This window comes from Neobacillus nitrireducens, from assembly GCF_030915405.1.
Classification (GTDB): Bacteria; Bacillota; Bacilli; order Bacillales; family Cytobacillaceae; genus Neobacillus.
In genome coordinates, this window is the sequence record NZ_CP133262.1 from 3,227,259 (window position 1) to 3,238,825 (window position 11,567).

The 11,567-nt window shown below is 40.2% G+C and carries 12 protein-coding genes; 11 read left to right on the forward strand and 1 reads right to left on the reverse strand.

What is annotated here, in order from left to right; genetic code table 11:
* Positions 1–139: 139 nt before the first annotated feature.
* The 9 genes from spoIIIJ (at position 140) to RCG22_RS15665 (ending at position 9,589) form a co-directional block, all read left to right on the forward strand.
* The gene (gene spoIIIJ / locus RCG22_RS15625; RefSeq protein ID WP_308103670.1) at positions 140–916 is read left to right on the forward strand and encodes a YidC family membrane integrase SpoIIIJ; all 777 of its coding nucleotides are present in this window, start codon (positions 140–142) and stop codon (positions 914–916) included.
* Positions 913–1,539 (forward strand): RNA-binding cell elongation regulator Jag/EloR, encoded by a 627-nt coding sequence (gene jag, locus RCG22_RS15630; RefSeq protein WP_066249137.1) that lies wholly within the window; start codon positions 913–915, stop codon positions 1,537–1,539. Before spoIIIJ ends, jag begins: the two co-directional genes overlap by 4 nt.
* 295 nt (positions 1,540–1,834) lie before the next feature.
* Positions 1,835–3,220 carry a tRNA uridine-5-carboxymethylaminomethyl(34) synthesis GTPase MnmE gene (gene mnmE, locus RCG22_RS15635; protein WP_308103672.1) on the forward strand — a complete coding sequence of 462 codons (1,386 nt, stop codon included), beginning with the start codon at positions 1,835–1,837 and terminating at the stop codon, positions 3,218–3,220.
* A 16-nt stretch (positions 3,221–3,236) separates the two neighbouring features.
* Positions 3,237–5,126 (forward strand): tRNA uridine-5-carboxymethylaminomethyl(34) synthesis enzyme MnmG, encoded by a 1,890-nt coding sequence (gene mnmG, locus RCG22_RS15640; protein ID WP_308103674.1) that lies wholly within the window; start codon positions 3,237–3,239, stop codon positions 5,124–5,126.
* A 21-nt stretch (positions 5,127–5,147) separates the two neighbouring features.
* The gene (gene rsmG / locus RCG22_RS15645; RefSeq protein WP_308103675.1) at positions 5,148–5,864 is read left to right on the forward strand and encodes a 16S rRNA (guanine(527)-N(7))-methyltransferase RsmG; all 717 of its coding nucleotides are present in this window, start codon (positions 5,148–5,150) and stop codon (positions 5,862–5,864) included.
* A 147-nt stretch (positions 5,865–6,011) separates the two neighbouring features.
* On the forward strand, positions 6,012–6,875 hold the full coding sequence (noc, locus tag RCG22_RS15650; RefSeq protein WP_308103676.1) for a nucleoid occlusion protein: 864 nt from the start codon (positions 6,012–6,014) through the stop codon (positions 6,873–6,875).
* Positions 6,876–7,181: 306 nt separating this feature from the next.
* Positions 7,182–7,943, forward strand: coding sequence for a ParA family protein (locus tag RCG22_RS15655; RefSeq protein WP_098260325.1), 762 nt, complete (start codon positions 7,182–7,184; stop codon positions 7,941–7,943).
* The gene (locus RCG22_RS15660) at positions 7,936–8,787 is read left to right on the forward strand and encodes a ParB/RepB/Spo0J family partition protein (protein WP_308103678.1); all 852 of its coding nucleotides are present in this window, start codon (positions 7,936–7,938) and stop codon (positions 8,785–8,787) included. The genes RCG22_RS15655 and RCG22_RS15660 overlap by 8 nt, the downstream gene beginning before the upstream one ends.
* A gap of 85 nt (positions 8,788–8,872) precedes the next feature.
* Positions 8,873–9,589, forward strand: coding sequence for a DUF554 domain-containing protein (locus tag RCG22_RS15665; RefSeq protein WP_308103680.1), 717 nt, complete (start codon positions 8,873–8,875; stop codon positions 9,587–9,589).
* A 41-nt stretch (positions 9,590–9,630) separates the two neighbouring features.
* Here the strand turns inward: RCG22_RS15665 and yyaC are convergent, their stop codons facing one another.
* Complete coding sequence (yyaC, locus tag RCG22_RS15670; protein ID WP_308103681.1) at positions 9,631–10,257, reverse strand: spore protease YyaC; 627 nt, start codon at positions 10,255–10,257, stop codon at positions 9,631–9,633.
* A 161-nt stretch (positions 10,258–10,418) separates the two neighbouring features.
* Here yyaC and RCG22_RS15675 point away from each other — a divergent pair, with 161 nt between their 5' ends.
* Positions 10,419–11,285: a mechanosensitive ion channel family protein gene (locus RCG22_RS15675; protein ID WP_308103682.1), complete on the forward strand. Its 867-nt coding sequence runs from the start codon at positions 10,419–10,421 to the stop codon at positions 11,283–11,285.
* Positions 11,286–11,299: 14 nt separating this feature from the next.
* Positions 11,300–11,497 carry a DUF951 domain-containing protein gene (locus RCG22_RS15680; RefSeq protein ID WP_026568062.1) on the forward strand — a complete coding sequence of 66 codons (198 nt, stop codon included), beginning with the start codon at positions 11,300–11,302 and terminating at the stop codon, positions 11,495–11,497.
* The last annotated feature ends 70 nt before the right edge of the window (positions 11,498–11,567 follow it).

The window sequence follows — 11,567 nt, forward strand, 5'->3', positions numbered from 1 at the left end:
GAATTTGCCTGAAATTTGCATCTATTAAAGACAATTCCTTTGCTTAAATGATAAAATACCTTTGAAATCTTCCAAAATAAATAGTACATAAGTTAGGTGAAAATTTGCTTGTTATCTTTATGTAAGGAGGAAAACTTGGTTGAAAAAAAGAATATTACTAGGAATTGGTTTACTTTCTGTATTTATGTTCCTGACAGGATGCAGTGAAATTAAGAAGCCAATAACATCGGAGAGTTCAGGGTTTTGGAATGAATACATTGTCTATCCTTTATCGTGGGTGATTAAAGAAGGGGCGCACATTCTTGGGGGCAGCTTTGGGTTATCGATTATTGTTGTAACGATCCTCATTCGCCTTATTATTTTGCCACTAATGATCAAGCAGACAAGAAGTTCTAAGGCAATGCAGGCATTGCAGCCGGAAATGGCCGAGTTGAAGAAGAAGTATAGTTCTAAAGATCAAAAAACACAGCAGAAACTACAACAGGAAACGATGGCTCTGTTTTCAAAGCATGGAGTAAATCCAATGGCTGGCTGTTTTCCATTAATTGTACAAATGCCCATCTTAATTGGTTTTTACCATGCCATCTCTCGAACAAGGGAAATTGCTTCAGATAATTTCCTCTGGTTTGACCTAGGGGATAAAGATCCTTACTATATTTTGCCGATTGTGGCGGGAATAACTACGTTTATTCAACAAAAAATTATGATGGCTGGACAAGACCAGAATCCGCAAATGGCGATGATGCTTTGGATGATGCCGATCATGATTGTGGTATTTGCCTTTAGTTTCCCAGCTGCACTTTCGTTGTACTGGGTAGTCGGAAATATTTTTATGATTGTGCAAACTTATTTTATTAAAGGACCGGATTTAAAAACGGCAAAAGCATCCGGTAATGCGGGAGGAGCAAAAAAGTGAAACAGGTAACTGCTACAGGACAAACTGTCGAAGAAGCAGTAAAATCAGCTTTAGCTCAATTACAAATCAGCAAAGACCGCACAGATATAGATATTATTGATGAAGGTAAAAAAGGGCTTTTCGGAATTTTTGGAACGCGGCCAGCTGTTGTTAAAGTGACCGTTATTATTGACCCGATTGAAGAGGCCAAAAAATTTCTGACTCAGGTAAGTGAACAAATGGGCGCTCCTGCAGAAATAGAAATCAAACGAGACGGTAAACATGTTCATTTAATTATGACTGGCGAAAAGATTGCATTATTGATTGGGAAAAGAGGCCAAACCTTAAATTCGCTTCAATATTTGACGCAATTAGTGCTTAACCGTTTTTCCAATCAGTATTTAACCGTAATTCTGGACGCTGAGGATTACCGAAAAAGAAGAAATGAAACGCTGATTCAATTAGCGCATCGTCTTGCCCAAAAGGCAGTTAAGTCGGGAAAAGATGTAACCTTAGAACCCATGCCTTCCTATGAGCGAAAAGTGATTCATGCTGCTTTATCGGATAACAGACGGGTCAAAACATTTTCTGATGGGTCGGAACCGCATCGCTTTATTGTGATCTCTCCTGCACCCAGAAGATAAACCTTTAAAATGTATTACTAAATCACAAAGGCATCCTATTTAAGATAGGGTGTCTTTTTTGTGGTCTCCAAAAAAATAAACCTGTTGATAACAGCAATTATTTATCAATTTGCGTTTTATTGTTATTCACATGTGGATAAGTTAGAATAATAATGGGATAGAAGTGAATTGTGGATTAATTATTGTGAAGAAGGTTTACTTTTTCCACAGGTATGAATGTGGTATTCTATTGTTTTGGAGAAAAAAATTACTGTTTATATAGATGGACTGATTTTTTTAATGAGAGGTGTAGGAAATGGAAGTTGATACGATTGCGGCAATATCGACTCCGATGGGGGAGGGTGCGATTGCGATTGTTCGGTTGAGCGGAGATGAAGCAATCCTGATAGCAGACAAGCTATTTAGAAGTATTGGTGGAAAGAAGCTGTCTGAAGCAGCAACGCACACGATTCACTATGGACACTTGCTAGATCCAAAGTCCGGGCAAGTCGTCGAAGAGGTAATGGTATCGGTCATGAGAGGGCCGAAGACTTTTACCAAAGAGGATGTTGTTGAAATCAACTGCCATGGCGGGATTGTGTCTGTAAATCGAGTTCTCATGCAGGTGCTTACAAACGGAGCGAGACTTGCAGAACCAGGTGAGTTTACAAAAAGAGCATTTTTGAATGGACGGATCGATTTATCGCAAGCAGAAGCAGTAATGGATTTAATCCGCGCAAAAACGGATCGTGCCATGAATGTTGCCTTGGGACAAATGGAAGGGCGCCTGTCGAAATTAATTCAAAGACTACGGCAGGAGATTTTAGAGATACTTGCTCATGTCGAAGTGAATATTGATTATCCAGAATATGACGATGTCGAGGAAATGACTCATAAGATGTTAGCTGAGAAGGCTTATTTTGTTAGGGAAGAAATCAAAAAGCTCCTCCAGACGTCGGAACAGGGGAAAATTTTACGGGAAGGACTGTCCACTGCAATTGTAGGACGCCCAAATGTGGGGAAATCCTCGCTTTTAAATAGCTTAGTACATGAAAATAAAGCAATTGTGACAGATATTCCCGGAACTACACGGGATGTGATTGAGGAATATGTAAATGTCCGCGGTGTGCCGCTAAGACTTTTGGACACAGCCGGAATTCGAGAAACAGAGGATATTGTCGAACGAATTGGTGTGGAGCGCTCCCGCCAAGTTTTACAGGATGCAGATTTAATTTTGCTTGTTTTAAATTATGCTGACAAGTTAAGCCTGGTAGATGAACAGTTGTTTGAAGTGGTTAAAGGAATGGATGTTATCGTTATTATCAATAAGACGGATTTGGAGCAGCAAATTGACCTCGATAAAGTAAGAGAGTTAGCCAAAGAGCACAAGATTGTCACCACCTCCTTACTTGAGGATCGTGGCGTGGATGAATTAGAGGAAGCAATTGCCTCGTTATTCTTTGCTGGGACAATTGATGCCGGCGATATAACCTATGTCTCAAACAGTCGTCATATTGCACTATTGCACCAAAGCTTAACTACCATTGAAGAAGCAATCGATGGAGTAGAAATGGGGACTCCGATTGATATCGTTCAAATCGATTTAACGAGGACGTGGGAATTACTTGGCGAAATCATTGGCGAAAGTGTCCACGAAAGCCTAATTGATCAATTATTTTCACAGTTCTGTTTAGGGAAATAGAAAGAGGAGTGACAATATGCAATACGAAGCAGGAAATTTTGACGTCATTGTCGTTGGTGCAGGTCATGCCGGCTGTGAAGCAGGCCTTGCTGCTGCTCGACTTGGCGCAAAAACATTAATGATTACCATCAATCTTGATATGGTGGCCTTTATGCCATGTAACCCATCCGTTGGCGGACCAGCTAAAGGGATCGTCGTTCGTGAAATTGATGCCTTGGGCGGGGAAATGGGTAAAAATATTGATAAAACTTATATCCAAATGAGAATGCTGAACACAGGAAAAGGACCGGCTGTTCGTGCGTTAAGAGCACAAGCTGACAAATTTGCTTACCAGCATGAAATGAAAAAAACACTCGAAGAGGAATCGAATCTCACCTTACTCCAAGGGATGGTCGAGGAACTGATTGTCGAGGATGGAGTTGCTAAAGGGGTTATTACCAAGACAGGTGCGGTCTACCGCTCAAAAACAGTCGTGATTACTACCGGCACCTACTTACGCGGTGAAATTATCCTTGGGGAATTGAAATATTCAAGTGGCCCCAATAATCAACAGCCATCGATTAAGCTATCGGAGCATTTAGAGGAGCTTGGATTTGAACTCGTCCGCTTTAAGACAGGAACACCGCCACGCGTAAATAGTAATACGATTGATTATAGTAAAACAGAAATCCAACCCGGTGACGAAGTTCCAAGGTCCTTTTCCTATGAAACAACGAAATATATTACCGATCAGTTGCCATGCTGGTTGACTTATACAAATGATCGTACCCATCAGTTAATTGACGCCAATCTTCATCGTTCGCCGATGTTTTCTGGAATGATTAAAGGAACTGGCCCACGGTATTGTCCATCGATTGAGGATAAGGTGGTCCGCTTTAATGATAAACCTCGTCATCAAATTTTCCTTGAGCCTGAAGGAAGGCACACAAAGGAAGTCTATGTCCAGGGGCTATCAACGAGCCTACCAGAGGATGTACAGCAGGAAATTCTTAAAACAGTTCCGGGGCTCGAAAATGCACAAATGATGAGAGCAGGATATGCGATTGAATATGATGCAATTGTACCAACCCAATTATGGCCAACACTAGAAACCAAAGTGGTCAAGGGTCTCTATACAGCGGGTCAAATTAATGGGACGTCCGGCTATGAGGAAGCAGCCGGCCAGGGAATCATGGCTGGTATCAATGCAGGATTAAATGCACTTAGCCGTGAGCAGTTAGTGTTAAGCCGTTCGGATGCCTATATTGGTGTGTTAATTGATGATTTAATCACCAAAGGAACAAATGAACCCTATCGATTGCTAACGTCAAGAGCGGAATATCGCCTGCTATTACGCCATGATAATGCTGATTTACGATTAACAGACATCGGCCATCAAATTGGATTGATTCGTGACGATCGGTATGAAAAGTTTTTGGAGAAAAAAGAAGCAATTGAAGCGGAAAAACTGCGTTTAACGTCAACGTTCCTAAAGCCGACAGCTGAGGTTCAAGAAATGATTCGGGGCATTGGCGGAAGTGAATTAAAGGATGGAATCCGTGCCGCTGATTTATTAAAAAGACCAGAAATGTCTTATCATCAGCTCGATACAATTTTCCCAAGTGAAATGTCACTTGATGAAGATGTGAAGGAACAGGTGGAAATCCAATTAAAGTATGAGGGCTATATTAGCAAGTCCCTGCAACAAGTTGAACGATTAAAGAAAATGGAAGATAAGAAGATCCCTGAGAATATTGATTATGATTCTGTTTCAGGACTTGCGACCGAAGCCAGACAAAAACTTAAATTAGTCAAACCGCTATCGATTGCCCAGGCATCGCGGATATCTGGGGTAAATCCTGCCGATGTGTCAATTTTGCTTGTTTATTTAGAACAAGGCAAAATTGCAAGAGTTTCAAATGAATAATTATGTGAGGAAGATTACTGAATGATCATCGAACAATTGGAAGCAAACCTAAAGGAAAAAGGGATTTCCCTAACGCAGGATCAAATAGACCAGTTTGAGCTGTATTTTGAAACGTTGGTTGAATGGAATGAAAAAATGAATTTAACTGCGATTACGGATAAAGCTGAAGTCTATCTTAAGCATTTTTATGATTCAATTACCGCCTCGTTCTATTTTGACTTTACAAAGCCCTTTCATCTCTGTGATGTCGGGGCCGGGGCTGGGTTCCCTAGTATTCCCTTAAAAATTGTCTTCCCTCATATTGAAGTGACAATTGTTGATTCTTTAAACAAGCGGATCTCATTTTTAAATCATCTTGCGAAGGTATTGAAGTTAGAAAATGTTCACTTTATTCATGACCGTGCCGAAACCTTTGGGGTAAATCCGCTCTATCGGGAAAGCTTTGATGTGGTAACTGCAAGGGCCGTAGCAAGAATGTCTGTACTCTCTGAGCTTTGTTTACCATTGGTTAAAGCAGGCGGGTACTTTATTGCCATGAAAGCTGCCCATGCGAATGATGAATTAGAAGTGGGGCAAAAGGCGATTACGACCCTTGGCGGAAGGTTGGAAGCTATGCATACCTTTACGCTGCCAATGGAAGAAAGCGAGCGGAATATCTTAATTATAAAAAAGGAAAAGCAAACGCCAAAGAAATATCCACGCAAGCCTGGAACACCGGGAAAGACACCGATTGAATAAGAAAAGCGGAAGCGGCCGTTTCTTATCTTGTAATAAAAGCTAATTAGAAGACCTAACAATTTTTCAACAAACATGATATTCTTAGCAGGAAGAATGTCTGTGTGTAAAGAATAAGTAATAGGGAGTTTCGTAAAGGTGGTGTTGGGGATGAAGCAATCGTTTACACGCTTTTTTGGCCTCGGCGATAAGGGAGAACAAGAGGTTGCGCTTGAAAAAGAGCTAATTGTAGAAAAAAATGAGGAAATAAAAAAGATACCTATTGATCATATTGTTGCAAACCGATTTCAACCTCGAACGGTTTTTGATGAGGAGAAAATTGAAGAATTAGCACGGACGATTCACATACATGGTATTATTCAGCCGATTGTTGTTAGAGAGTATGCCATTGACCAATTTGAAATTATTGCCGGGGAACGCCGTTTTCGTGCAATGAAAAAGCTCGGCTGGTCCGAAGCACCAGCCATTATCAAAAATTTATCGGATACTGAAACGGCTTCTGTTGCTTTAATTGAGAATTTACAACGGGAAGAGCTGTCGCCGATTGAAGAAGCGATGGCGTATGGGAAGTTGCTTGAATTGCATAACCTAACACAAGAAGCGTTAGCACAACGCCTTGGAAAAGGGCAGTCAACCGTTGCCAACAAGCTCCGTCTTCTTAAATTACCGCAGCCCATTCAAGAGGCCTTGTTAAATAAAATTATTACAGAGCGCCATGCACGCGCACTCATTCCTCTGAAGGACCCGGAAAAACAAGTGGTGCTGTTAGCTGAAATTATAGAAAAGAATTTTAATGTCAAGCAGACAGAGGAACGTGTTGTCAAACTGCTGCAACAAAAAGATGAAAAGCCAAAGCCGAAACGAAAGGCTTTTAGTAAAGATATGAGAATCGCCGTCAATACGATTCGCCAATCCTTAACCATGGTAACGGACAGCGGGATTAACCTTGATGCTGAAGAAGAAGAATTTGACGAATTCTACCAATTTACCATTCGGATACCAAAGAAAAAATAGCAGATAAATAGACAAATAGAAGCTAGAACCAGACGAAATCACATGTTTGGTTCTTTTTTTTGAACATAAATGGTAATGTATGGATAAATAGTGTCCATTCCCCCGCTAAATCACAACTACAAGTTTCTTGAACATTTGAATATTTTTAGAAAAAATCCTACAAGCTATCTGTTTCATGCTAAAATAAAGGAATGGAATTTTTCCTTTTAATCATACAGGTTAGATTCGCCCAATCGACAGTATCTTAATAAAATTTAATAGAATACAAGAATAAAACTTTGAGAGAATAAAAGGGTAGGTGACATCGTGGGCAAAATTCTTGCAATCGCGAATCAAAAAGGCGGAGTCGGTAAAACGACTACCTCTGTCAACCTAGGTGCCTGCTTAGCATATATTGGAAAACGTGTCCTGCTTGTCGACACGGACCCACAGGGAAATGCAACAAGTGGGATTGGTATTGAAAAGGCAGAAGTTGACCAATGCATATATGATGTACTAGTAGATGATGTAGAAGCAAAGGATGTAATTAAACAGACATCGGTGGAAAATTTATATGCAATCCCAGCGACTATTCAACTGGCAGGGGCAGAAATTGAATTGGTACCGACGATCTCAAGAGAAGTGCGTTTGAAACGGGCACTTGAAGAAGTGCGAGATCAATTTGATTATATTATTATTGATTGTCCGCCATCGTTAGGCTTATTAACCCTTAATGCCTTAACGGCTTCTGACTCAGTCTTAATTCCCGTTCAATGTGAATATTATGCATTGGAAGGCTTAAGTCAATTGTTAAGTACAGTAAGACTTGTGCAAAAGCACTTGAACCAGGATTTGAAAATTGAAGGCGTTTTATTAACGATGCTTGATGCACGAACGAATTTAGGTATCCAAGTAATTGAAGAAGTGAAGAAATATTTTCAGGATAAAGTTTATAAAACCATTATTCCAAGAAATGTGCGTCTAAGTGAAGCACCAAGTCATGGGGAACCAATCATTACGTATGATTCAAAATCCCGTGGTGCAGAGGTGTATTTAGATTTAGCAAAGGAAGTGGTCTCAAATGGCTAAAGGTTTAGGGAAGGGCCTAAATGCATTCTTTTCGGATGAGGGTAATGAGGAGTCTGTTCAGGAAATTAAACTGACTGAACTGCGTCCCAATCCTTACCAGCCTCGGAAAACCTTCCAACAAGAGACAATCGATGAATTAAAAGAGTCTATTATCGAACATGGAATCCTGCAGCCAATTGTGGTTAGAAAAAGCATTCGCGGCTTTGAAATTGTAGTTGGTGAGCGCCGTTTCCGTGCTGCGAAAGAGGCAAAACTTGAAACCATCCCAGCTGTCGTCCGCGAGCTTTCTGAACAGCAAATGATGGAATTAGCTGTCCTTGAAAACCTGCAAAGGGAAGATTTAAATCCAATTGAAGAGGGATTAGCTTATCAAATGTTAATGGAAAAACTTAAGCTGACACAAGAAGAGGTGGCGAAGCGACTGGGTAAAAGCAGGCCGCATATAGCCAATCATGTTCGTTTGCTTTCGCTCCCTCCAAACATCCAAGAGTTCATTTCCACCGGGAAAATCTCAATGGGGCATGGCCGTGCCTTGTTAGGACTCCGGGAAAAAGCAAAAATCCCAGCCGTTGTTGAAAAGATAATCAAGGAAGCATTAAGTGTTCGTCAGTTGGAAAAATTGATTCAGCACTTAAATGAAAATGTTCCACGTGAAACAAAAAAACTAGAGAAGAAAAAAGATGTGTTTATCCAAGAGCGCGAACATGTCCTTCGGGAACGGTTTGGTACGAGTGTAAATATTAAGCAGAACAAGAATAAAGGGAAAATTGAAATCGAGTTCTTTTCTCAAGAGGATTTGGAACGGATATTAGAAATGCTTCATCATGAAGATTCATCCTTATAAGCCATCACAAGATGGTTTATTTTTTTTACATATATGATAGTTTAAAAGAAATATATTTCGAAGGTCGAAAAAAGGTGGATGTAAAATGTTTTTATTAGGGACGCTTGTCAATGGACTTTTAATTGTTATAGGAACACTTTTGGGAAAATTATTAAACCGCATCCCTGAAGGAATGAAGATTACAGTCATGTATGCGATCGGCCTGTCCGTCATGGTGCTGGGTTTACAAATGGGCTTAAAAAGTGAAAATTTCCTGATAGTGATCATTAGTTTAGTTGTCGGTGCGGTTGCCGGCGAGGCGCTAAAATTAGAGGATAAATTAAATGATTTAGGTTTATGGCTCGAGCAGAAAGTGGGCGCCAGCAATGGGAAAGGGAGCATTTCAGAAGGGTTTGTTACAGCTACGCTCATCTTTGTGATTGGGGCAATGGCGATTATTGGAGCACTGGATAGCGGCATTCGCGGTGACCATGCAGTCTTGTACACTAAATCGTTAATTGATGGTTTTACAGCGTTAATCTTAACCACAACTTTGGGAATTGGTGTTATTTTTTCAGCAATTCCAGTTGTCCTTTATGAAGGATTAATTGCATTGTTCGCTACTCAGATTGATCGGTTTGTCCCCCAAGCATTAATGGACCAGTTTATTGTTGAAATGACCGCAACGGGTGGAATTATGATTTTTGCAATTGGTTTAAATTTAACCGGGATGGTGAAAATCAGAGTAGCCAACCTGCTGCCTGGTATCGTCGTTACCGGATTGATTGTCACAGTTCTTTATAGCTATCATCAGTATTTATAATAAATATAAGAAAAAGAGCAATCGGGGAACCGTTTGCTCTTTTAATTCGTTTTCTCTTCTTCGAGCCAATTTAAGTTTAACTCCGTCCAGTTTTGTGCCTTCTTAGGATAAAGCAGGCTTGCTTGATAGATGCCATTGGCAATTGTTTTTGCCATTTTCATCACAAGATTTAAACGGGTGTTTTGTAACACAAAAAATTCCATAAATCCACTAACATTAACGATGCCGGTGATATGAATCTCTCCGACCGCAGGAAGTTCCTTGTTCACCCCTGCACCGGGCTTAACAGGTCCATTTCCTAATTGAATGACGCCAACATTTTTAATTCGGCCCAAACAGGCATCAATGCCAATCATATAAGGGTTGTCATGTATGGATTGTATTTCCTTCAGTTTTTCAGAAAGATTAACCGCATGAATCGGATCATCTAAGGTCCCGTACACATAAAAGGTCCTCAAGACCTTTTCTTCTAGCAATGTCCCAACCAGTGGTCCTAATGAATCTCCTGTGGAGCGGTCCGTACCAATACAAACAAAGACGATTGGGCGGCTTGTCATGCTTGGAATATTCACAAGCAATTCCTCAGCAAGGTTTTCAGCCGCATGTAAATCATCGTGGCTGATGCGTGTTTTAGCCCTCCTGTCAAAAAAACTGGTCTTTAGATTCATTAAGTCACTCCCTAACCGTAATAAGTCTTACTATTATACGGAATTTTCTGTATTTCTATACATACGGCGGGGAGAAAAAGGAAAATTCATTATGCTATTAACTGTGCAAAATAATTGCTAAAATAGAGATTGATTATGAAGGTATTGAGGATGGTGTCCGAATGAGTCTCACTCAAAAGGGAATGCAAAAGTTACTTGCTAAATTTCAAGATGAAGATACGTGGCTTAATCTTGGTGAAAACCTTTTAAAAATTATTGCAATTTTGGTGATTACAAATATCTTAATTCGCATTGGAAAATTAATGATCCATAATATTTTTAAAATTAGAAACCTGTCTCCGCTCAATACATCAGACAGGCGGGAAGAAACACTTTCAAAGTTACTTGATAGCGTCCTTTCCTACGTGGTTTATTTTATTGCCTTTATGATGATTCTTTCTGTGTTAGGAATTGATGTAAAAGCACTGATTGCCGGGGCTGGGGTTGTTGGTTTAGCCGTTGGTTTTGGGGCACAAAGCCTAGTGAAGGATGTTATTTCCGGTTTTTTTATTATTTTTGAGGATCAATTTTCTGTAGGTGATCATGTTCGCATAGGACAATATGAAGGAAATGTCGAAACTATAGGGTTAAGAACCACAAAAATTAAAAGCTGGACCGGTGAACTGCATATTTTACCCAATGGCAGTATCATCGAAGTAACCAACTTCTCCATTAATAATAGTATCGCCGTTGTTGATATTGCCATCGCCTATGGTGAAGACATTGCTAAGGCGGAAAATGTAATTGAGGAAACCATCAAGTTTATGCCGGCTCAATATGAGGAATTGGTTTCGGCCCCTGAGCTATTAGGGATTCAAACAATGGGCGCAACTGAGGTTGTGTTACGGGTGGTAGCAGAAACACAGCCAATGAAGCAAGCCGCCGTTTCACGGAATATTCGTAGGGATATAAAACTTCAGTTAGACGAGAATGGAATCAAGGCTCCAAATCCAAGAGTGATCATGTATGGGTCTGAACAACCTAAATAAGGGGAGATTTTGCGATGGAGGAAAAGGAATTTGCCTTAAATGATGTTGTCGAGATGAAGAAACAGCATCCATGTGGAACAAATCGTTGGAAAGTGATTCGCATGGGGATGGATGTTCGGATCAAATGTGAGGGGTGCGGTCATAGTGTCCTCATTCCAAGAAGAGAATTTTCAAGGAAAATGAAGAAAATTTTGGTGAAGCATGAAGAGTAGTCTTATGCTTCTTTTTTTTGAAAATCTATATTATTCTTATTAGAAAAGTAGAAATAAGTTTTGTGTATAG